Genomic DNA, 22,557 nt, shown 5'->3' with positions numbered 1-22,557 from the left:
CCATAAAATGAAATCAGGCGGACTGGCCGCCTGAAGGTGTTATAAGCCTTTAATAAGCTTAGCAAGAGATGTTAATTTTTTCAGTAAGCTCTTACAGCTTGTTGTAAACACGCGCTAAACGACCGTGGCCTTTGACAGTCACCGGTGATTCGTTGGCGGCAATAAACGCTGATTCACCCGGTTTAAGCTGTAACTGCTGAGAACCTTTACACAGCGTTGCATCGCCTTCGACGCAGAACAAAATGGCGGCACTCTGCTGGCTAATGGTGGTTTCTTTATCACTAAGGTCATGCAGCGAGAAGGCAAAATCATCCACAGGAATCGGGAAGTCCAGTTCTGCACCTTGTTTCACCGGCTGGGTCAACAACTGGTTAGCCGGTTTGGCTTCGAACTTCACATTGGCAACCAGTTCCGGAATATCAATATATTTAGGCGTCAGACCCGCACGCAGCACGTTATCGGAGTTCGCCATCACTTCCAGCGCCACGCCTTGCAGGTAAGCGTGCGGCGTTTCAGCGAACAGGAACATCGCTTCGCCAGGATTCAATTTCACCACATTCAGCAACAGCGGGGAGAACAGACCGCTGTCATCCGGGTAAAATTCAGAAATTAAACGAATCGTTTGCCACGGTTCACCCTGCTGGCTGTCGAGGGCCGATTTTAAAATCGCCAGCGCGCGGGATTTTTCTTCACCCTGCATATTCAACAGGCTGGCGAACAGTTCGCTTAAACGTTCGGCATCAGGCTGTTGTAAAAAGTGAGCAATCGCCGGATGTGCACCTGCGACCGGCTGGAGCAGGGAGACAATCTCGGAAAACTCACGAAACGCGTTCATCGCAAGGAAAGGCGTCAGCGCAAAAACCAGCTCCGGCTTGTGGTTAGGATCTTTATAGTTACGCTCGGCGGCATCCATCGGAATACCTGCGGCATTTTCTTTGGCAAAACCGATTTCAGAATTGCGTTTGTTTGGATGAACCTGAATGGAGAGCGGCTGTGCTGCGCATAATACTTTGAACAGGAAAGGCAGTTCGCCAAAGCGTTTGGCAACGGCATCTCCCAAAAGAGTCGCTTTATCACTCTCAATCACATCACGCAGTGAAACGATATCTCCGGCGGCATTCTGCACTCGTGAACTGCTTTTCGGATGTGCGCCCATCCACAGCTCGGCCATCGGCTGGCTGGACGGATTTTCCATACCATAAAGTTCAGTCAACGCCGTTTTGCTGCCCCAGGCATAGTTTTGCACTGAGTTAATGAGTTTTTGCATGATCAATCCCTGTTTTAATGTGGAAATTAATCCCGCTATTAAAGCAAGAATCCTACGGGAAGTAACCTGGAGCCGCAAAAAGTCGTACTAGTCTCAGTTTTTGTTAAAAAAGTGTGTAGGATATTGTTACTCGCTTTTAACAGGGCAACGGAACACCCGCCCAGAGCATAACCAAACCAGGCAGTAAGTGAGAGAACAATGTCAAACAAACCCTTTCATTATCAGGCTCCTTTTCCACTCAAAAAAGATGATACTGAGTATTACCTGCTAACCAGCGAACACGTTAGCGTATCTGAATTTGAAGGGCAGGAGATTTTGAAAGTCGCACCCGAAGCGTTAACTCTGTTGGCGCGTCAAGCGTTTCATGATGCGTCATTTATGCTGCGTCCGGCTCACCAACAACAGGTGGCCGACATTCTGCGTGACCCGGAAGCCAGCGAAAATGATAAATATGTGGCGCTGCAATTCCTGCGTAACTCCGACATCGCGGCGAAAGGCATTCTGCCGACCTGTCAGGATACCGGCACCGCGATTATTGTTGGTAAAAAAGGGCAGCGTGTATGGACCGGTGGCGGTGATGAAGCGGCGCTGGCACGCGGTGTCTATAACACTTATATCGAAGATAATCTGCGCTACTCGCAAAACGCGCCGCTGGATATGTATAAAGAGGTGAATACCGGCACCAATCTACCAGCGCAGATCGATCTTTATGCCGTTGATGGCGACGAGTACAAATTCCTCTGTATCGCCAAAGGTGGCGGTTCGGCAAACAAGACGTATCTGTATCAGGAAACCAAAGCGTTACTAACGCCGGGGAAACTGAAAAATTACCTGGTTGAGAAGATGCGCACGCTGGGTACGGCGGCCTGTCCTCCGTATCATATTGCGTTCGTTATTGGTGGAACTTCTGCAGAAACGAACCTTAAAACGGTGAAACTGGCTTCCGCTAAATACTATGATGAACTGCCAACGGAAGGGAATGAGCACGGACAGGCGTTCCGCGATGTGGAACTGGAAAAAGAATTGCTGATCGAAGCGCAAAATCTTGGTCTGGGTGCGCAGTTTGGTGGTAAATACTTCGCTCACGACATCCGCGTGATTCGCCTGCCACGTCACGGCGCATCCTGCCCGGTCGGTATGGGCGTCTCCTGTTCTGCTGACCGTAATATCAAAGCGAAGATCAACCGTCAGGGGATCTGGATCGAAAAACTGGAACATAATCCAGGAAAATATATCCCGGAAGAGCTGCGCAAAGCGGGAGAAGGCGAAGCGGTGCGCGTTGACCTTAACCGTCCGATGAAAGAGATCCTCGCACAGTTGTCGCAGTATCCCGTTTCTACACGCTTATCGCTGAATGGCACGATTATCGTCGGTCGTGATATTGCTCACGCCAAACTGAAAGAGCGGATGGATAACGGTGAAGGGCTGCCGCAGTACATCAAAGATCATCCGATTTACTATGCGGGTCCGGCCAAAACGCCGGAAGGTTATGCCTCCGGTTCTCTTGGCCCAACGACCGCCGGACGGATGGATTCTTATGTCGATCAACTGCAAGCGCAGGGAGGAAGTATGATCATGCTGGCGAAAGGCAACCGCAGCCAGCAGGTGACGGATGCCTGTAAAAAACACGGCGGTTTCTACCTTGGCAGTATCGGTGGTCCGGCCGCTGTATTGGCGCAGGGTAGTATTAAGAGCCTGGAATGTGTTGAATATCCGGAACTGGGAATGGAAGCCATCTGGAAAATTGAAGTGGAAGATTTCCCGGCATTTATCCTTGTGGATGATAAAGGAAATGACTTCTTCCAGCAGATACAACTCACACAGTGCACCCGCTGTGTGAAATAAACAGAGCCGCCCTTCGGGGCGGTTTTTTTACATGGCACGAAAGACCAAACATTTGTTATCAAATAGTAAATAATGAGTGAGCTAAAAGTTGCTTAACGAAAGCAAAACAGAAAGAAAAAATTAATCAGGTGAGGAGCAGGCCATGAATACAGTACGCAGCGAAAAAGATTCGATGGGGGCGATTGATGTCCCGGCAGATAAGCTGTGGGGCGCACAAACTCAACGCTCGCTGGAGCATTTCCGCATTTCGACGGAGAAAATGCCCACCTCACTGATTCATGCGCTGGCACTAACCAAGCGCGCAGCGGCAAAAGTTAATGAAGATTTAGGCTTGTTGTCTGAAGAGAAAGCGAGCGCCATTCGTCAGGCGGCGGATGAAGTACTGGCAGGACAGCATGACGACGAATTCCCGCTGGCTATCTGGCAGACCGGCTCCGGCACGCAAAGTAATATGAACATGAACGAAGTGCTGGCTAATCGGGCCAGTGAATTACTTGGCGGCGTGCGCGGGATGGAGCGTAAAGTTCACCCTAACGACGACGTGAACAAAAGCCAAAGTTCCAATGATGTCTTTCCGACGGCGATGCACGTTGCGGCGCTACTGGCGCTGCGCAAGCAACTCATTCCGCAGCTTAAAACCCTGACACAGACACTGAATGAGAAATCCCGTGCATTTGCCGATATCGTCAAAATCGGTCGAACCCACTTGCAGGATGCCACGCCGCTAACACTGGGGCAGGAGATTTCCGGCTGGGTAGCGATGCTCGAGCATAATCTCAAACATATCGAATACAGCCTGCCGCATGTAGCGGAACTGGCTCTTGGCGGTACAGCGGTGGGTACTGGACTAAATACCCATCCGGAGTATGCGCGTCGAGTAGCAGATGAACTGGCAGTCATTACCTGCGCTCCGTTTGTTACCGCGCCGAACAAATTTGAAGCGCTGGCGACCTGTGATGCCCTGGTTCAGGCGCACGGCGCGTTGAAAGGGTTGGCTGCGTCACTGATGAAAATTGCCAATGATGTCCGCTGGCTGGCCTCTGGCCCGCGCTGTGGAATTGGTGAAATCGCAATCCCGGAAAATGAGCCGGGCAGCTCAATCATGTCGGGGAAAGTGAACCCAACCCAGTGTGAGGCATTAACCATGCTTTGCTGTCAGGTGATGGGGAACGACGTGGCGATCAACATGGGTGGCGCTTCCGGTAACTTTGAACTGAACGTCTTCCGTCCGATGGTGATTCATAATTTCCTGCAATCGGTGCGCTTGCTGGCAGATGGCATGGAAAGTTTCAACAAACACTGTGCAGTGGGCATTGAACCGAATCGTGAGCGAATCAATCAATTACTCAATGAATCGCTGATGCTGGTGACTGCGCTTAACACCCACATTGGTTATGACAAAGCCGCCGAGATCGCCAAAAAAGCGCATAAAGAAGGGCTGACCTTAAAAGCTGCGGCCCTTGCGCTGGGGTATCTTAGCGAAGCCGAGTTTGACAGCTGGGTACGGCCAGAACAGATGGTCGGCAGTATGAAAGCCGGGGGTTAATCTGCAACATACAGGTGCAGCCGTGGAATGATCAAACGAAGCGGCTGCGCCTGTGGTTTATAACGGTGCTGCACATTGTCGGCATCGTAATTTAACAACTCACCAACGTCCGGCACGCCCGCGCCATTATCCCGATTAATCAGTGCAATCAGCGGCGTAGGGCAAGCGTGTTGTACTTGTTTTTGATCTCCTTTGTACCAGACGCGGGCAATCGGCTGCACTTTCACCGGACGTTTGATTTTTAACTTCGCGTTCTGTGGCAGGGCAGCGATATCCTGATATTCTCGCTCCAGTTTTCTTTGCCACTCCTCGCGCGTCCACGGTGCGACACTGCGTGGTGATTTCAGGCTTTTTTCCAGCTGTGCCAGGACTTCATCACGATGCAAATTTTTAATGATATGTTTATTAGCCCAGCCAAAACGTAAAGTGGCGGGGTCGTGCAGAACAGTGAGCGTGCGGTAGGCATTAAGGGTGATCAGCCCCGGCAAATGACGATGCACCCATTCAAAACGTGCCGCGGTGGGGAGTTCTGATTCAACCGTGACAATATGCTCGAACGTGGTCTTGAGTTTATTGATGTGCTGAATATGACTGACCAACGCTGCTTGCGAAAGGTTATCGACCTGGTAACACAACACGCCAGGTAGACGAACAGCGGCCTTGCTGCTGCGATTTTCGGACTGTTGTTGAATAAATAAATGGCGGAAATGACGCAACGCCAGCGACTGCGCGTCGTTGCCGAGATGTTGTTTTACCTCAATACGATTAAGCGGATTATGCTCATCCTCTTTTTTTACCTCCGGCAAAGAGAACACGCGGGCAACCAATAGCTTGTGTTGCTCAAGATGAGCGGCAAATGCAGCCAGCTCTTGTTCCATCTGGCGAAAAGTAGTGTTGAGTCGGTCTACGAGATCGTAACGCGCCATAATATTAACCACTTTAGTTACAACATCCTTATTTTATAGCACAATGGTGGTGACTTGACCACCGTGCGCATAGTGTCAGGCAGAGGTAAATTGCGGGATGTTATGCCATAACGGCCAGCTAAACGAGAAGCGGGCACCACCCAGTTCGCTGGTGTCACAATTAACCGTACCGCCCATTGCCAGTGCTATAGAGTGGACAATTGCCAGCCCCAGCCCGCAGCCGCCGGTTGAGCGATCCCGGCTGGGATCGAGGCGAACAAAAGGTTCAAAGATATGTTCGCGGTTTTCTGGGGCAATCCCTGGGCCATCATCCTCAACAATTAATGTCGCTCTATTCCCCGACAGTAGCAGGCTGGTTTCAACCGTTGAATGACAGTAGCGCAGGGCGTTATTGAGCAAATTATCCAGCACGCGCTCCATTAAGCGCATATCCAACGCCGCATAATGGCCTTGCATGAGCGTTTTTATCCGTACCGTTTTATCGGGCGTTACTGCCTGAATATCTGCCAGATGCGTTGACAGCCACAACGGCAGGTCTGGTTCGCTAAGATGAAGCTCATTTTGTGGGCGATCGAGTCGGGCATAAGTCAGAAGCTCTTCAATTAAAGCTTCAAGTTGACTGATATCGCGGTTCAACGCCTGGGATTCGGCGGCGCTCAGGTTATCGCTCATCTCCAGTCGATAACGCAGGCGCACTAACGGTGTTCGCAGTTCGTGAGCGATACCGTCAATAAGCTGTTTTTTGCTGGCAATCAAGGCGTTGATATTGTCCGCCATCTGGTTAAATGCAACACCAAGTCGTTCAAAGCTCGAACCCTCATCAAAGTGGATACGTTCATTGAGATGCCCATCGCCAAATCGTTGCGCCGCTGCTTCCAGTTTTAACATATCCTGCCAGTGCGGACGCATCCAGATAAACACCGGAAAGGCGAGGGAAATAGCAATAAAAGCGATCAGGGCGATATCCAGTAATCGCATCTGATGGAGGTAATAAAGATAAGGAACAGGACCAACTGCCAGCACGTAGTGGCTGCGCGGGATACGTTGCAAAAAGGTGTACTGATCGTCCAGAGCGACAATTTCGCCGCCACGCAGCCGGTGCATGGAAATATCATCAAGATGGTATTTACTCAGCGGCTCGACACGCAGATCGAAAGAGAGATTTAAATCCATCTCTTTCAGCGTCTTACCCCAGTCGTGTGGGGGGATCTCACGCAATTCGCTGCGCATCAGATACAGCGAACTGTTCATCAAATCATCCAGCGACTGTTTGCCTGCGCGTTCGGCGGTAAATTTGTACACCAGCCCGACCAGCAGAGACATCACAAGGAAGCAGACAAACAATAACAGGTAAAACTGGATAAACAGTTTTTTCATCGCTTATTCCCACGCATGAGGCGCAAAAAGATAGCCTTTGTTACGCACGGTTTTAATACGATAAGGTTCTGCGGCGTTATCGAGCAGTTTTTTTCTTAACCGCGAAATAGCCACGTCCACGCTACGATCCAGACCGTCATAACTGACGCCGCGTAAATTTTTCAGCAATGCATCGCGGTCCATGATTTGCCCGGCATGGGTAGCTAATTCCCACAATAATTCGAAATCAGCTGTCGAGAGCGAGATTTCAGTGTTAGCCAGGGTGACTACGCGGTTGATGGGATCGATGGTCAACGTGCCGAAATGCAGGGCTTTGTAGGGAGTCAGAGACGTTTCCTGAATACCTTTGGTCACTGTGGCTTGCTCATTCTGACGCAAATGCAAACGTAAACGCGCTAGCAAAACAGCAGGGGGCGTCGTTTTGAGAATATAGTCGCAGGCGCCCATTTCCAGTGCCAGGATGTGGTTCATATCGCTATCGAGAGAGGTTAGAAGAACAATCGGTCCGGACCACTTTGCGCGTAAATCACGACAAATGGTCATGCCGTCCTTGCCTGGTAGCATGATGTCGAGTAACACCAAATCCGGATTTTCTCGCAGAATAGTTTCTTCGGCCCGGTCGCCGCGCGGCTCTACGGTAACCTGCATATCATGTTTTGCCAGGTATGCGGCAATCAGTGCACCGACTTCCGCATCATCTTCCACAAATACGATAGTGTTCATAACATTCACGGTAGATATAAAAACGTCACAATACACCGCACTGTTTTTACTTACTATCAATCGTTTCTAAACAAGGTTTCATCAGGTATTCTACTGATGACTTGTTATGGAAGTGTTAAGGTAAAAAGATGGGGCTGGTAATCAAAGCCGCGCTCGGTGCGCTGGTAGTGCTGTTGATTGGTGTTTTAGCAAAAACGAAAAATTATTATATCGCCGGGCTGATTCCACTTTTCCCGACCTTTGCGCTTATCGCGCATTATATTGTTGCCAGCGAACGCGGCATTGAAGCCTTACGCGCAACCATCATTTTTAGTATGTGGTCGATTATTCCCTATTTTGTTTACCTGGCGTCGCTGTGGTATTTCACCGGAATGATGCGCTTGCCCGCCGCTTTTGTTGGTTCTGTTGCGTGTTGGGGGATAAGCGCATGGGTGTTGATTATATGCTGGATAAAGCTGCATTAACGCAGATGACGACCGCCATCAAGAGGGAAACTGCGTCCGGTGACAAAGCAGCTGGTAAGTAAGTAATCGACCAGGTCGATCACTTCTTTCTCGCCAGGCGCGGTTTTCATCAGTGATTTATTCAGCGCCTGTTGTCGATATTCGGCATCATCATGTTCATTAAACAGGATTAGCGATGGCGCAATAGAATTCACTTTCACTTCCGGTGCCAGCTTGCGGGCAAACGAGCGGGTCATATTATCCAGTGCCGCTTTGCTTGCAGCATAGGCAATATGTTTGTCGCTACCGCGCTCCACCACATAATCGGTAAAGTGAATGATATCGCTGGCGGCGTGTCCGTGCCCACGCAGTAATCTTTCCAGTGCATGGTTGAGTAGGTATGGGGTATTAACGTGGATCTGCATCATGCAAGCCAGTACGTCGGTCAGTGATGTACCTGGTTTTTCTGCCATCCACGCGCTGGCGTTATGCAAAATAGCACGCAGGCCATGGGTGCTTTTTAGTACTTCATCGGCAAACGCCATCACACCGTCGTTGGTCGAAAAATCAGCCTGAATACACTGCGCACCTGCGTTAATAAGTCCATCAATGGCGGGATAGTGCGTCCGATAGCTGATAATCACCGGTTGCTTTTGATTAATGAAATGCCATGCGAGGGCGAGGCCGATGCGACGACCACCGCCAGTAATTAATATTGGCAAGGGTTGGGCTTTACCCATCGTTATCTCCTTTGCTATCCAACGATGGGATGAACGTTATCCCACCAGCATCCAGGTCGCCGGAACTGAGGCAATTAACAGCATGCCAATCAGCACCATTTCCTGACGATTCAGTACATTATCATGGGTATGCGTTTTACGCGCGTACAGGAAAACCAGCAGCCCCGGTGCATACAGAACAACGGATAACAGCAAGTGCATTGGACCAGAGGCGTACAATAACCATAAGCCATAAATGCAGGCACCGACACCTACCGCTTTATGCAGTGGACGGGTTGCGATTTTTAGCAAGAACGCGCCGACCAGGAAATAGGGCACCAGAATCATTTCTGAGGCGATGGTCAGCAATGTGTTGTAATCGGAACCGGTCAGCCAGATGAGCACCAGACAAATTTGCACGCAGATGTTGGTCAACCACAGTGAGGCGGATGGCGCAGCTTGTGCGTTCTGGCGCGCAAAAATGCGCGGGAATGCTTTATGAGTGGCGGCCAGGAACGGAACTTCTGCCGCCATGATGGTCCAGCTTAAGTACGCGCCGCAAACGGAAACGATCAAACCGGCTGCGATGATGATTTCGCCCCATGGTCCCATCATTTCCACCATCAGACCGGCCATTGACGGGTTACGAATTTCAGCCAGTTCAGGACGTGCCACCACACCCAGCGAAAGCAGCGTTACCAGCAAGTAAACGCCCAGAGCGGAGAGAACCGCCAGCAGTGTCGCTTTGCCAACATCACGTTTATTACGCGCACGCGCAGAAACAACCACGGCACCTTCCACACCAATGAAAACCCACAGGGTGATCAGCATGGTGTTTTTCACCTGTTCCCAAACGGGTACGCCAAGTGCAAGTCCGGTGAAGTCGAGCTTGAAGGTATCCAGTTTGAACATCATCATCGCCAGCACAACAAACAGACCCAGCGGCAACAGTTTTGCCAGTGTTGCCACCAGGTTAATGCTGGCAGCGGTTTGCACCCCGCGCAGGATCAAAAAGTGAACAATCCACAATAAAGCCGATGCACCGACTATCGATTGCCAGGTATTACCATCGCCAAACAGGCGCAATTCCGGCGTGTCCGTAAAAAAGCTTAACGCGGAAAAAACGATCACCAGATAGGAGACGTTGGCGATGACTGCGCACAGCCAGTATCCCCATGCGGAACAAAAGCCGATTAGCTCGCCAAACCCTTCGCGGGCATAGGTAAAGATACCGCCGTCAAGTTCGGGACGAATGCGCGTGAGGATCAGCATGGCAAAGGCCAGCAATAAAATGCCAGCGCCAGTAATACCCCAGCCGATGAGCAGTGCTGCCGGGCTGGCAACTGCCGCCATATTTTGCGGCAGACTGAAAACACCCGCGCCCAGCATTGAGCTTAATACCAGCGCGGTGAGTGCGCTCAGTCCCAGTTTCTTTTCCATCGATATCCAGTGATTAAAACGTGATAAGAAGAATAAATATTAGGGCAAAACGCATAAAAATGGAGTTTGCCACTGAAGCGCGGGATTTTACGAAGAGATGTGTCTGCATGCAATGGTCGCGGGGAAATTTGTGACTAAAAATGCGAAAGGCGGCATCAAGCCGCCTTATAGGAGTAACTGAATAGTTATTTATACAGATCTGCGCTGACGGTCAGGTTATTACCACGTTCCTGCCACTGGCGGGTGATGTGGTAATACTTAGCACCTTTCTTCGCGGCACGTTTCGCAACCTGATAGGAGACTTCGGTCATGTTGCCGTAGTTGCCAGAGAATTTGATGCTGTCGAACGGGACCATCATCGCTGCGGTCGCTTTGTTCAGTTCTTCGACTTTAGTGCCATCCGGGAGCGTGACGGTGTAACGCCCGCCTTTTGATGACTGGGTTTCAAAGAAGCGACCGACTTCAGAACTTGGTGATGCGGTAGTCGCAACCCCCGGGATCTCAACTTTCTTCGCAGCTTCGCCACCGGCAGCCAGAGCTGCACGTCCTGCTTCGGAATCTGCCGGGATCACATCCGGGCTCTGGACGATACGTTTCTTAGCATCTTTTTTATAGATGAATGCAGTAATACGCTGGTTGCCGCCCTGGTTGGCATCGATTTGACGAACGATGTAGAAAGAGTAGGCACCTTTCGCTTTTGCTGCTTTGGTGATGGCATCATTGACTTCTGGCTGGCTACGATAGAAGCCCTGGACGGTGACCGTGTCAAACGGTTCAATCAGAACAGCCTGATCTTTCGGCAGTTCGACAACACCGTTAATTACGCGATTACTTGTTTCTTCTGCTTTTTCAGCATCGGCTTTATAGAGGTCAGCGACCACACGCCAGTTACCGCTGTTACCAAAATCAGAAGTGTCGACAACATAAAAAGAGGCGGCACCTTCTTTATCTGCGCGACGAGAAACGGCTTTCACCGCTTCGCCAATAGCATTAAAACGACCGGTAACCACTACACGGTCAAAAGGTTTAACCGCTGCCGCTTGCTCCGGTGTCAGTTCTGTTGCTGCGTTAACGGAGAATGCCGTAGCAGAAAGCAGTGCCGACGCCAGGAGGGTGTTCTTAAGCTTCATAAAAATAATCCTTCGCCTTGCGCAAACCAAGTACTGGTATTGTTATTAACGAGAAACGTGGCTGATTATTGCATTTAAACGGTGTAACTGTCTGCGTCATTTTTCATATCACATTCCTTAAGCCAATTTTAATCCTGCTCAAATGACCGTCTATGCTTAAAAAAACAGCCGTATCAGCATCAATACTACTGAATCAACTGAATTGTATAAGTTAATTTAATGTTAAGTAGTGATTCGTACCGGGGCGATGTCTCGTTTTACCCGACCGTCGAAGACAATTATCAGTCTTTATCCAGCGTTCTAAGGTGTTTATCCCACTATCACGGCTGAATCGTTAATATTTTGCGAGTTCACGCCGAAATACTGATTTTTGGCGCTAGATCACAGGCATAATTTTCAGTACGTTATAGGGCGTTTGTTACTAATTTATTTTAACGGAGTAACATTTAGCTCGTACATGAGCGGCTTGTGTGGCTCCTGACACAGGCAAACCATCATCAATAAAACCGATGGAAGGGAATATCATGCGAATTGGCATACCAAGAGAACGGTTAACCAATGAAACCCGTGTTGCAGCAACGCCAAAAACAGTGGAACAGCTGCTGAAACTGGGTTTTACCGTCGCGGTAGAGAGCGGCGCGGGTCAACTGGCAAGTTTTGACGATAAAGCGTTTGTGCAAGCGGGCGCTGAAATTGTAGAAGGGAATAGCGTCTGGCAGTCAGAGATCATTCTGAAGGTCAATGCGCCGTTAGATGATGAAATTGCGTTACTGAATCCTGGGACAACGCTGGTGAGTTTTATCTGGCCTGCGCAGAATCCGGAATTAATGCAAAAACTTGCGGAACGTAACGTGACCGTGATGGCGATGGACTCTGTGCCGCGTATCTCACGCGCACAATCGCTGGACGCACTCAGTTCGATGGCGAACATCGCTGGTTATCGCGCCATTGTTGAAGCGGCACATGAATTTGGGCGCTTCTTTACCGGACAAATCACTGCGGCCGGGAAAGTGCCACCGGCAAAAGTGATGGTGATTGGTGCCGGTGTCGCAGGTCTGGCCGCCATTGGCGCAGCAAACAGTCTCGGCGCGATTGTGCGTGCATTCGACACCCGCCCGGAAGTGAAAGAACAAGTTCAAAGTATGGGCGCAGAATTCCTCGAGCTGGATTTTAAAGAGGAAGCGGGCAGCGGCGATGGCTATGCCAAAGTGATGTCGGACGCGTTCATCAAAGCGGAAATGGAACTCTTTGCCGCCCAGGCAAAAGAGGTCGATATCATTGTCACCACCGCGCTTATTCCAGGCAAACCAGCGCCGAAGCTAATTACCCGTGAAATGGTTGACTCCATGAAGGCGGGCAGTGTGATTGTCGACCTGGCAGCCCAAAACGGCGGCAACTGTGAATACACCGTGCCGGGTGAAATCTTCACTACGGAAAATGGTGTCAAAGTGATTGGTTATACCGATCTTCCGGGCCGTCTGCCGACGCAATCCTCACAGCTTTACGGTACTAACCTCGTTAATCTGCTGAAACTGTTGTGCAAAGAGAAAGACGGCAACATCACTGTGGATTTTGATGATGTGGTGATTCGTGGCGTGACCGTGATCCGTGCGGGCGAAATTACCTGGCCGGCACCGCCGATTCAGGTATCAGCTCAGCCGCAGGCGGCACAAAAAGCGGCACCGGAAGTGAAAACTGAGGAAAAATGTGCCTGCTCACCGTGGCGTAAATACGCGTTGATGGCGTTGGCAATCATCCTTTTCGGCTGGATGGCAAGCGTTGCGCCAAAAGAGTTCCTTGGACACTTCACTGTGTTCGCGCTGGCCTGCGTTGTCGGTTATTACGTGGTGTGGAATGTATCGCACGCGCTGCATACACCGTTGATGTCGGTCACCAACGCGATTTCAGGGATTATTGTTGTCGGAGCACTGTTGCAGATTGGCCAGGGCGGCTGGGTTAGCTTCCTTAGTTTTATCGCGGTGCTTATAGCCAGCATTAATATTTTCGGTGGCTTCACCGTGACTCAGCGCATGCTGAAAATGTTCCGCAAAAATTAAGGGGTAACATATGTCTGGAGGATTAGTTACAGCTGCATACATTGTTGCCGCGATCCTGTTTATCTTCAGTCTGGCCGGGCTTTCGAAACATGAAACGTCTCGCCAGGGTAACAATTTCGGTATCGCCGGTATGGCGTTTGCGTTAATCGCAACCATTTTTGGACCGGATACGGGTAATGTTGGCTGGATCTTGCTGGCGATGGTTATTGGTGGGGCAATTGGTATCCGTCTGGCGAAGAAAGTTGAAATGACCGAAATGCCAGAACTGGTGGCGATCCTGCATAGCTTCGTGGGTCTGGCGGCAGTGCTGGTTGGTTTTAACAGCTATCTGCATCATGACGCGGGAATGGCACCGGTTCTGGTCAATATTCACCTGACGGAAGTGTTCCTCGGTATCTTCATCGGGGCGGTAACGTTCACGGGGTCGGTGGTGGCGTTCGGCAAACTGTGTGGCAAGATTTCGTCTAAACCGTTGATGCTGCCAAACCGTCACAAAATGAACCTGGCGGCTCTGATCGTTTCCTTCCTGCTGCTGATTGTATTTGTTCGCACGGACAGCGTCGGCCTGCAAGTGCTGGCATTGCTGATTATGACCGCCATTGCGCTGGTATTTGGCTGGCATTTAGTCGCCTCTATTGGTGGTGCAGATATGCCAGTGGTGGTATCAATGCTGAACTCGTACTCCGGCTGGGCGGCTGCGGCTGCGGGCTTTATGCTCAGCAACGACCTGCTGATTGTGACCGGTGCGCTGGTCGGTTCTTCGGGGGCTATCCTTTCTTACATTATGTGTAAGGCGATGAACCGTTCTTTTATCAGCGTTATTGCGGGTGGTTTCGGCACCGACGGCTCTTCTACTGGCGATGATCAGGAAGTGGGCGAGCACCGCGAAATCACTGCAGAAGAGACAGCGGAACTGCTGAAAAACTCCCATTCAGTGATCATTACTCCGGGGTACGGCATGGCAGTCGCGCAGGCGCAATATCCTGTCGCTGAAATTACTGAGAAATTGCGCGCTCGTGGTATTAATGTGCGTTTCGGTATCCACCCGGTTGCGGGGCGTTTGCCTGGACATATGAACGTATTGCTGGCTGAAGCAAAAGTACCGTATGACATCGTGCTGGAAATGGACGAGATCAACGATGACTTTGCTGATACCGATACCGTACTGGTGATTGGTGCTAACGATACGGTTAACCCGGCGGCGCAGGATGATCCGAAGAGTCCGATTGCTGGTATGCCTGTTCTGGAAGTGTGGAAAGCGCAGAACGTGATTGTCTTTAAACGTTCGATGAACACTGGCTATGCTGGTGTGCAAAACCCGCTGTTCTTCAAGGAAAACACCCACATGCTGTTTGGTGACGCCAAAGCCAGCGTGGATGCAATCCTGAAAGCTCTGTAACCCTGACGGCCTCTGCGGAGGCCGTCACTCTTTGTTGAGATCGCTTAACAGAACGGCGATGCTTTGACCTCCCGTTGTTTGTTCAAGCGCAATTTTGACAATAATTGTTAACGGCACGGAAAGCAGCATACCCACCGGTCCTAACAACCATCCCCAAAAAATCAACGACAAAAATACCACCAATGTGGAAAGCCCCAGCCCACGTCCCATGATGCGCGGCTCCAGAATATTGCCGAAGACCAGATTAATTAGCAGATATCCCGCCAGCACCAGCAACGCTTCGTAGAAGCCATTAAACACCAGTACCTGAGCGATAGGGGGGATTGCCGCGAGAACTGAACCAATATTAGGGATGTAATTAAGCGCAAAGGCCAGCAATCCCCAGACAAAAGCGAAGCGAACATCGAGTGCGGCGAGCATCGCCCAGGCGACCAGGCCGGTGATGATGCTGATGGCTGTTTTCAGCACCAGATAATGAGACACACTGTCAATCGCACGCTGAATCGCCGCCATCCCTTCAACCGGACGCACCATCATTTGCTGAAATTTTCCGGGCAATTGTGGCACTTCGAGCAACATAAACAGCACCGTCAGCAGCAATAAAAAGATTGATGACATGGCATTAGATAACTGCGTCAATAAGTTGGTGAGCAACGTCATTGCCGCGTTCGGATCAATGTAATGCGCCAGTTGGTCAACTGAGACATCAATCCCTACGCGTTGCAACAACGGTTCAATCGCTTGCAGCGGCGTCATAATAGAGTTGCGATATTGCGGTAACGTCCGCGTCAACTCGTTGAGCGCGGAACCCAGATAAGCTAACAGCAACACCATCGCCATCACGATGATGGTCATCAAAATCGACACCGCCAGTACACGCGGCACTCGCCAGCGGACCATGTGTTGCACCAGCGGGTTAAGAATAACAGCAATAAATAATGCGAGAATAAACGGCACGATGATCTCGGCGGCAAAACGGATACCGCAGAGAATAATGACCAGCATTCCCAACATAATGACGATTTTTAGGCCATTGAGCGTGATGATCGGCTTTGCCATGCTTGTCCCCGTTTTTTCTTCCTTTGCTAATAATAATGTCTTTTTCGCTCCGTCATCATAACGAAAATCAAACCGCTCAGGTAAAGAAGTGAAAATATTTTGAGTTAATTCTTAAGCTATGATACAAATCAGGCGTGTTCAACTACCGAGGACAATTATCATCCGCGATGACGAGAAGCAACACTGCGGATAATTGTAATATTATGGACAATTTGTTCAGGACGTTATTTTCTACATTTACCCATCTTCGTACCTCATCCACTATCTTGCTCGTAGGTGAGCAGCACTGGCGCAACGCGCTTTAGTCCTTTCTCCTGCTTAAGCTTGCGCTATGCGCGGGGCTTGACCACTTTACTTTGGTTTCGCTGAATTAAGCGAAAATTAAAATAATTCTCTTGCAGGAGAAGGACAATGTATATTTATTGGATTTTATTAGGTCTGGCTATTGCTACAGAAATTACCGGTACGCTGTCTATGAAATGGGCGAGCGTCAGTGAGGGAAATGGCGGCTTTATTTTAATGCTGGTGATGATTTCTCTGTCGTATATATTTCTCTCTTTCGCCGTTAAAAAGATCGCCTTAGGCGTGGCTTATGCGCTGTGGGAAGGTATCGGTATTTTATTTATTACCTTGTTTAGCGTTTTGTTATTCGACGAAAGTTTATCGCTGATGAAAATTGCCGGGTTAACCACCCTGGTCGCCGGGATTGTGTTGATCAAATCAGGTACTCGTAAAGCGCGTAAACCTGAACTGGAGGTGAACCATGGCGCAGTTTGAATGGGTTCACGCCGCCTGGCTGGCATTGGCAATCGTGCTGGAAATCGTTGCTAACGTCTTTTTGAAATTTTCTGACGGCTTTCGTCGCAAAATATTTGGCTTGCTCTCCCTGGCGGCGGTGCTGGCTGCCTTTAGTGCGCTTTCTCAGGCCGTTAAAGGGATCGACTTGTCTGTCGCTTATGCATTGTGGGGCGGGTTTGGTATTGCCGCCACGTTAGCCGCAGGTTGGATCTTGTTTGGTCAACGGTTAAATCGTAAAGGCTGGATTGGCCTGGTCTTGCTGTTGGCTGGAATGATCATGGTGAAACTTGCCTGATGAACACGCTGCCCGCACTGTCGGGCAGCGTTTGAACATTATTTTTGCGACAGTTGATCCAGCTTGTCGCGAATACCGGTAACAGAAATGGCCCGGTTATCGGCGCGCCAGCGATCTTTCGCGGCAGGAGCCGAGCTTTGTACCCCAATTAATTGCCAGCCGTCATCGGTATGCAACATCAGAGGCGAACCGCTGTCTCCCGGCAAGGTATCGCACTGATGCGACATCACCGACGTTTGCGCCCAGCCAGTCACTTCACAGTTTTGATGACTGTACAACGTATCGAGATGATCTTCAGGGTAGCCCGCCTGAGTCACTTTACGACCAGCTGCTTTTAATGCGGCGGTAAGCGCGGCTTTATCTCCCTCAAATAACGGCAACGGTGTAATGCCAGAAGGGGGATTACGTAGCACAATCAAACCGAAGTCCCACGGCGCAGCTGCGGGAGGTACAATCCAGCCATCCCCATCTGCTTTTAACCGCTTTCCTAGTGTCGGGTCAACGCGGCCTTCTATGTCGTGGATCTCATAGCGCCAAAGACCTTTATTTGACACGAAACGCAGCGCTACCGCTTTATCGGCTTTACCCTTTGGCGGCGTCAATAAACAGTGTCCTGCCGTTAATGCCAGATTGGGTGCAATCAGCGTAGCCGTACATAAATTGCCGCTGGCCGTTTCCAGTTGCCCAACCGCATCCCACGGTGATTGGGTCGTGTCATTTACTGGCACACGATCATCATGACCAAAAAACAGGGTGCTGACCTCATCGTTTGCCGATTTGGCAACGTCTGGTTTATCTGCAAACACAAAAGCAGACGTCAAACTAATTGCACCCAACACTACAGCAATGGTTGTACGCATATCACACTCTGGTGGGTAATTATGATTATTAAAAGCAAACCCTCATAAATACTATAGACGGGACGGGATGAAAGTGGGAGTAAAATCAGATAACTACGATCAGGAAAGATAAAAACGGGCGGCAATCAGTGCGCATAAAATAAGGATGATAAGAATGAACTCAAAGCGATAACGGCCCACCATACTACCCTCCGCTAAAGGCGGTGCTAAACGTTAACCGCTTAGCACCGTAATTTTCAGGCGCGAGGGGGCGCGCCAGCATTACTGTTGAAAACTTACGCTGCGGGTTGTGCAGCAGGTTTTGCCGGTTGCTGATGGCTGTGTTTCTTGGCGTGTTTCTTCGCTGCCTGCGCTTTTTGTTCAGGAGCTTTCTGTTCAGCTTTCGCATTTTTATGATGCTTTTTAGCCGCCTGCGCTTTCTGGGCAGGTGCTGCTTTATGCTGTTTTTTATGATGTGTAGTTTTCGCCGGCGCTGCTTTGGTGGTCGTCGCAGTCGGAGCAGGTGTGGTCGCAGTTTCTGCAGCAAAGGCGGCAGAAGACAGACCCATAGCAGCGGCAACAACCAGAGCTAATACTTTTTTCATTGTCATACCCTCAATTTGTTTTTTCATTTAACCCCACTGCGGGGCCGTTGAAATAACTATATCCCTGGGAATGGCAGACTTCCGTGAGTGGTTGGTTTCAGCGTGTAACGATATGTACAAACGCTGAATAAATTACAGCGTTGATAATAACGTATTGTGACTTAAGGGAAATTTAGCTACCAATAATAGTAGTCTTGATCGGGTTAACTATTTTACTACCCACAAAGCGGTAGAATAACTGCGCATCAGTAATAAATGACACACAGCAAAATGAATCCGTTTATTTGGGTACTTATAATCCTGATGACGCTAGATGCGCTGCGGGAATTGGCTGGCGCTTCGTCTATTTTAGGATGGCTATTAACGTTGGTTTGAGCAGGCAATAAGTCCGGACGGGTATTTACCTCAGTCCGGACTTATTTTTTCAGGCGTGCAGACGATGATGCAAACGCGTCCCGACCAGCAGAGCAATGACCAGCATCAGAGCAATAAATGCGCCGACGCCGTTCCAGCCATAGTTATGCCAGAAAACACCACCCAGCGTCCCGGCAATACTCGACCCCAGATAGTAACTGAACAGATACAGCGAGGAGGCCTGGCCTTTAGCGCGTTTTGCGCGGGGGCCGATCCAGCTGCTGGCAACGGAGTGGGCTGCGAAGAATCCGGCTGAGAAGAGTAACATTCCGGCAAAGATCAGCCACAGCGAGCTGAATAAGGTCATCAGTAAACCAAACAGCATAACCCCCGTCGAAAACAACATCACCGGACCGCGCCCATAGCGGGTGGTCATGGTTCCGGCTTTGGGTGAGCTCCATGTACCGGTCAAATAGGCCAGCGATAATAAGCCAACCACAGCCTGACTGACATGCCAGGGGGAGAGCATCAACCGATAGCCGATGTAATTAAACAGCGTGACGAACGACCCCATCAGCAAAAAGCCTTCTGCGAACAATAACGGTAATCCCCGGTCACGCCAGTGCAGACGAAAGTTGATAAACAACGTCTTAGGTCGCAGCGAAGTCGGGCGAAAATGGCGTGATTCAGGGAGGATTTTCCAGAACATTAACGCCGAGGCCAGCGCGACACAACCGATTGCCGCCAGCGCAATTCGCCAGTTGAAAAAGTCCGTGAAGACACCGCTAATTAAGCGTCCGCTCATGCCGCCAATTGAGTTGCCGCTGATATACAACCCCATCGAAAAGGCCACGAAACTGGGGTGGATTTCCTCGCTAAGATAAGTCATGCCAACAGCTGCTACGCCACTTAACGAAAGCCCAATCAAGGCGCGCATAATCAAAATGCCGTGCCAGCTGGTCATCATTGTCGAAAGTAACGTACAAATGGAGGCCAACAGTAGCGCCGTGACCATCACTGGTTTGCGACCAATGGCATCGGATAACGGGCCAGTAAACAGCAAACCGATAGCCAACATCGCCGTGGAAATGGACAGTGAAATACTACTGTTCGCGGGCGTTAAGCCAAACTCCTGCGAAAGCACCGGAAGGATAGGTTGCACACAATAGAGAAGTGCGAAGGTTGCCAGTCCGGCAGAGAACAGCGCCAGGGTGACGCGCATAAATTGCGGCGTACCGCGTTTAATAAATTGATTTGGCTGAGAAATGCTTTGCTTGTCAGTGTCGCTTGCCGGAGCGCCATCAACAGTTGTAGTACGGCTCACTTGAAATCCTTGCTAAATATGCCTGTGGATCAGGCTTATGGATAGATTAGGAAAATCGAATTGTTCTGTCTAATATATTAATAATCTCAAATAAGATGTTTTAAATATGAATATTGAACTTCGTCATCTGCGTTACTTTGTTGCGGTTGCAGAAGAGCTGCATTTCGGGCGCGCCGCTGCCCGCCTGAATATTTCGCAACCGCCGCTAAGCCAGCAGATTCAGGCGCTGGAGCAACAAATTGGTGCCCGACTGCTGGCACGAACCAATCGCAGTGTATTTCTGACGGCAGCAGGAAAACAGTTTCTTGCAGATAGTCGGCAAATCCTGTCTATGGTGGATGACGCTGCCGCTCGCGCTGAAAGACTGCATCAGGGTGAAGCGGGGGAGTTGCGTATTGGTTTTACTTCGTCCGCTCCTTTTATTCGGGCGGTGTCTGATACGTTATCGCTGTTTCGCCGTGATTATCCCGATGTCCATTTACAAACCCGCGAAATGAACACTCGCGAGCAAATCGCTCCGCTCATTGAAGGAACGCTGGATATGGGATTGCTGCGTAACACAGCGTTACCGGAGACGCTTGAACACGCAGTCATCGTCCATGAACCGCTTATGGCGATGATCCCGCACGATCATCCCCTGGCAAATAACCCGAGTGTAACGCTGGCTGAACTGGCGAAAGAACCCTTTGTCTTTTTTGATCCGCACGTCGGGACAGGGCTGTATGACGATATTCTCGGACTGATGCGACGTTACCATTTGACGCCCGTCATCACTCAGGAGGTGGGTGAGGCAATGACCATCATCGGTCTGGTTTCCGCTGGTCTGGGCGTTTCAATTTTGCCTGCGTCATTTAAACGTGTTCAGCTCAACGAAATGCGCTGGGTGCCGATTGCTGAAGAGGATGCGGTTTCTGAAATGTGGTTGGTCTGGCCGAAACATCATGAACAAAGTCCAGCTGCGCGAAACTTTCGTATTCATCTGCTGAATGCTCTCAGGTGAGGGAAATTTCAGCGAAAAAGCCCGAAAAATGTGCTGTTAATCACATGCCTAAGTAAAAATTTGACGACACGTATTGAAGTGCTTCACCATAGCCTACAGATTATTTCGGAGCGCGAAAATATAGGGAGTATGCGGTGGTTGCTGAAAACCAGCCTGGGCACATTGATCAAATAAAGCAGACCAACGCGGGCGCGGTATATCGCCTGATTGATCAGCTTGGTCCAGTCTCGCGTATCGATCTTTCCCGTCTGGCGCAACTGGCTCCTGCCAGTATCACTAAAATTGTCCGTGAGATGCTCGAAGCACACCTGGTGCAAGAGCTGGAAATCAAAGAAGCGGGGAACCGTGGCCGTCCGGCGGTGGGGCTGGTGGTTGAAACTGAAGCCTGGCACTATCTTTCTCTGCGCATTAGTCGCGGGGAGATTTTCCTTGCTCTGCGCGATCTGAGCAGCAAACTGGTGGTGGAGGAGGCGCAGGAACTGGCGTTAAAAGATGACTCACCATTGCTGGATCGTATCATTTCCCATATCGATCAGTTTTTTATCCGCCACCAGAAAAAACTTGAGCGTCTAACTTCGATTGCCATAACCTTGCCGGGAATTATTGATACGGAAAATGGCATTGTACATCGCATGCCGTTCTACGAGGATGTAAAAGAGATGCCGCTCGGCGAGGCGCTGGAGCAGCATACCGGCGTACCGGTTTATATCCAGCATGATATCAGCGCATGGACGATGGCAGAGGCCTTGTTTGGTGCCTCACGCGGGGCGCGCGATGTGATTCAGGTGGTTATCGATCACAACGTGGGGGCGGGCGTCATTACCGATGGTCATCTGCTACACGCCGGCAGCAGTAGCCTCGTGGAAATAGGTCACACGCAGGTCGACCCGTATGGGAAACGCTGTTATTGCGGGAATCACGGCTGCCTCGAAACCATCGCCAGTGTGGACAGTATTCTTGAGCTGGCACAGCTGCGTCTCAATCAATCCATGAGCTCGATGTTACATGGACAGCCGTTAACCGTGGACTCATTGTGTCAGGCGGCATTGCGCGGCGATCTACTGGCAAAAGACATCATTACCGGGGTGGGCGCGCATGTCGGGCGCATTCTTGCCATCATGGTGAATTTATTTAACCCACAAAAAATACTGATTGGCTCACCGTTAAGTAAAGCGGCAGATATCCTCTTCCCGGTCATCTCGGACAGCATCCGTCAGCAGGCCCTTCCTGCGTATAGTCAGCACATTAGCGTTGAGAGTACTCAATTTTCTAACCAGGGTACGATGGCAGGGGCTGCGCTAGTAAAAGACGCGATGTATAACGGTTCTTTGTTGATTCGTCTGTTGCAGGGTTAACATTTTTTAACTGTTCTACCAAAATTTGCGCTATCTCAATTTGGGCCAGGAAAGCA

The 22,557-nt window shown here is 50.2% G+C and carries 22 protein-coding genes; 10 read left to right on the top strand and 12 right to left on the bottom strand.

The annotated features are described in order from the left end of the window. Window positions 1-91: 91 nt before the first annotated feature. On the bottom strand, window positions 92-1,267 hold the full coding sequence (gene manA / locus ACJHWR_RS00415; protein WP_001170653.1) for a mannose-6-phosphate isomerase: 1,176 nt from the start codon (window positions 1,265-1,267) through the stop codon (window positions 92-94). 198 nt (window positions 1,268-1,465) lie between these two features. Here manA and fumB point away from each other — a divergent pair, with 198 nt between their 5' ends. Together fumB and fumC are read left to right on the top strand one after the other, a co-directional pair. After that, window positions 1,466-3,112 (top strand): class I fumarate hydratase, encoded by a 1,647-nt coding sequence (gene fumB, locus ACJHWR_RS00410; protein ID WP_000066623.1) that lies wholly within the window; start codon window positions 1,466-1,468, stop codon window positions 3,110-3,112. Between the two features lie 142 nt (window positions 3,113-3,254). Further along, the gene (fumC, locus tag ACJHWR_RS00405) at window positions 3,255-4,658 is read left to right on the top strand and encodes a class II fumarate hydratase (protein ID WP_001099082.1); all 1,404 of its coding nucleotides are present in this window, start codon (window positions 3,255-3,257) and stop codon (window positions 4,656-4,658) included. Here fumC and tus read toward each other — a convergent pair. The 3 genes from tus to rstA all read right to left on the bottom strand — a co-directional run bounded on the left by tus (window position 4,655) and on the right by rstA (window position 7,684). Further along, a complete protein-coding gene (gene tus / locus ACJHWR_RS00400) occupies window positions 4,655-5,584 on the bottom strand; it encodes a DNA replication terminus site-binding protein (protein ID WP_001295399.1) in 930 nt (309 codons plus the stop codon). The two genes, fumC and tus, sit on opposite strands and share 4 nt — an antisense overlap. A gap of 75 nt (window positions 5,585-5,659) precedes the next feature. Further along, window positions 5,660-6,961, bottom strand: a complete 1,302-nt coding sequence (gene rstB / locus ACJHWR_RS00395; RefSeq protein WP_000732511.1) for a two-component system sensor histidine kinase RstB — start codon at window positions 6,959-6,961, stop codon at window positions 5,660-5,662. Window positions 6,962-6,964: 3 nt separating this feature from the next. Continuing rightward, window positions 6,965-7,684, bottom strand: coding sequence for a two-component system response regulator RstA (gene rstA / locus ACJHWR_RS00390; RefSeq protein ID WP_001298660.1), 720 nt, complete (start codon window positions 7,682-7,684; stop codon window positions 6,965-6,967). Between the two features lie 128 nt (window positions 7,685-7,812). On the opposite strand from rstA, the gene ACJHWR_RS00385 reads away from it, so the two are divergent. Next, a complete protein-coding gene (locus ACJHWR_RS00385) occupies window positions 7,813-8,148 on the top strand; it encodes a GlpM family protein (RefSeq protein ID WP_000524861.1) in 336 nt (111 codons plus the stop codon). Here the strand turns inward: ACJHWR_RS00385 and folM are convergent. The 3 genes from folM to ydgH form a co-directional block, all read right to left on the bottom strand. Continuing rightward, window positions 8,145-8,867 (bottom strand): dihydromonapterin reductase, encoded by a 723-nt coding sequence (gene folM / locus ACJHWR_RS00380; RefSeq protein ID WP_000513659.1) that lies wholly within the window; start codon window positions 8,865-8,867, stop codon window positions 8,145-8,147. The two genes, ACJHWR_RS00385 and folM, sit on opposite strands and share 4 nt — an antisense overlap. A gap of 36 nt (window positions 8,868-8,903) precedes the next feature. Next, window positions 8,904-10,286 carry an amino acid permease gene (locus ACJHWR_RS00375; protein ID WP_000412379.1) on the bottom strand — a complete coding sequence of 461 codons (1,383 nt, stop codon included), beginning with the start codon at window positions 10,284-10,286 and terminating at the stop codon, window positions 8,904-8,906. A gap of 185 nt (window positions 10,287-10,471) precedes the next feature. Next, entirely contained in the window at window positions 10,472-11,416 is a 945-nt protein-coding gene (ydgH, locus tag ACJHWR_RS00370) for a DUF1471 family protein YdgH (RefSeq protein WP_000769322.1), read from the bottom strand. Window positions 11,417-11,940: 524 nt separating this feature from the next. Here ydgH and pntA point away from each other — a divergent pair. Together pntA and pntB are read left to right on the top strand one after the other, a co-directional pair. After that, a complete protein-coding gene (gene pntA, locus ACJHWR_RS00365; protein ID WP_001298661.1) occupies window positions 11,941-13,473 on the top strand; it encodes a Re/Si-specific NAD(P)(+) transhydrogenase subunit alpha in 1,533 nt (510 codons plus the stop codon). A 10-nt stretch (window positions 13,474-13,483) separates the two neighbouring features. Next, window positions 13,484-14,872 (top strand): Re/Si-specific NAD(P)(+) transhydrogenase subunit beta, encoded by a 1,389-nt coding sequence (gene pntB / locus ACJHWR_RS00360; RefSeq protein ID WP_000014026.1) that lies wholly within the window; start codon window positions 13,484-13,486, stop codon window positions 14,870-14,872. A gap of 24 nt (window positions 14,873-14,896) precedes the next feature. On the opposite strand, the gene tqsA is transcribed toward pntB, so the two are convergent. Beyond that, entirely contained in the window at window positions 14,897-15,931 is a 1,035-nt protein-coding gene (gene tqsA / locus ACJHWR_RS00355) for an AI-2 transporter TqsA (protein ID WP_001118219.1), read from the bottom strand. A 411-nt stretch (window positions 15,932-16,342) separates the two neighbouring features. On the opposite strand from tqsA, the gene mdtJ reads away from it, so the two are divergent. Next, the gene (mdtJ, locus tag ACJHWR_RS00350; protein WP_000276149.1) at window positions 16,343-16,708 is read left to right on the top strand and encodes a multidrug/spermidine efflux SMR transporter subunit MdtJ; all 366 of its coding nucleotides are present in this window, start codon (window positions 16,343-16,345) and stop codon (window positions 16,706-16,708) included. Next, entirely contained in the window at window positions 16,695-17,024 is a 330-nt protein-coding gene (mdtI, locus tag ACJHWR_RS00345) for a multidrug/spermidine efflux SMR transporter subunit MdtI (RefSeq protein ID WP_000046661.1), read from the top strand. The genes mdtJ and mdtI overlap by 14 nt, the downstream gene beginning before the upstream one ends. A gap of 38 nt (window positions 17,025-17,062) precedes the next feature. Here mdtI and ACJHWR_RS00340 read toward each other — a convergent pair whose 3' ends face one another. The 3 genes from ACJHWR_RS00340 to asr all read right to left on the bottom strand — a co-directional run bounded on the left by ACJHWR_RS00340 (window position 17,063) and on the right by asr (window position 18,468). Next, entirely contained in the window at window positions 17,063-17,884 is an 822-nt protein-coding gene (locus tag ACJHWR_RS00340; protein ID WP_001260852.1) for a trypsin-like serine peptidase, read from the bottom strand. A 99-nt stretch (window positions 17,885-17,983) separates the two neighbouring features. After that, window positions 17,984-18,067 carry a hypothetical protein gene (locus ACJHWR_RS00335; protein ID WP_000233090.1) on the bottom strand — a complete coding sequence of 28 codons (84 nt, stop codon included), beginning with the start codon at window positions 18,065-18,067 and terminating at the stop codon, window positions 17,984-17,986. A gap of 92 nt (window positions 18,068-18,159) precedes the next feature. Beyond that, window positions 18,160-18,468 carry an acid resistance repetitive basic protein Asr gene (asr, locus tag ACJHWR_RS00330; protein WP_001362115.1) on the bottom strand — a complete coding sequence of 103 codons (309 nt, stop codon included), beginning with the start codon at window positions 18,466-18,468 and terminating at the stop codon, window positions 18,160-18,162. Window positions 18,469-18,723: 255 nt separating this feature from the next. Here asr and ACJHWR_RS00325 point away from each other — a divergent pair, with 255 nt between their 5' ends. Next, a complete protein-coding gene (locus ACJHWR_RS00325) occupies window positions 18,724-18,843 on the top strand; it encodes a KPN_01571 family protein (protein ID WP_001299090.1) in 120 nt (39 codons plus the stop codon). A 49-nt stretch (window positions 18,844-18,892) separates the two neighbouring features. Here the strand turns inward: ACJHWR_RS00325 and ACJHWR_RS00320 are convergent, their stop codons facing one another. Further along, window positions 18,893-20,146, bottom strand: a complete 1,254-nt coding sequence (locus ACJHWR_RS00320; RefSeq protein ID WP_000091851.1) for an MFS transporter — start codon at window positions 20,144-20,146, stop codon at window positions 18,893-18,895. Between the two features lie 106 nt (window positions 20,147-20,252). On the opposite strand from ACJHWR_RS00320, the gene ACJHWR_RS00315 reads away from it, so the two are divergent. Beyond that, entirely contained in the window at window positions 20,253-21,146 is an 894-nt protein-coding gene (locus ACJHWR_RS00315) for a LysR family transcriptional regulator (RefSeq protein WP_001019519.1), read from the top strand. Window positions 21,147-21,280: 134 nt separating this feature from the next. Continuing rightward, the gene (gene mlc / locus ACJHWR_RS00310; RefSeq protein ID WP_000225257.1) at window positions 21,281-22,501 is read left to right on the top strand and encodes a sugar metabolism global transcriptional regulator Mlc; all 1,221 of its coding nucleotides are present in this window, start codon (window positions 21,281-21,283) and stop codon (window positions 22,499-22,501) included. The last annotated feature ends 56 nt before the right edge of the window (window positions 22,502-22,557 follow it).

The organism is Escherichia sp. WS568 (assembly GCF_046486085.1).
Classification (GTDB): Bacteria; Pseudomonadota; Gammaproteobacteria; order Enterobacterales; family Enterobacteriaceae; genus Escherichia; species Escherichia coli.
Note: the sequence above shows the minus strand (reverse complement) of the source record. Positions and strands in the feature narration are given on the sequence as shown.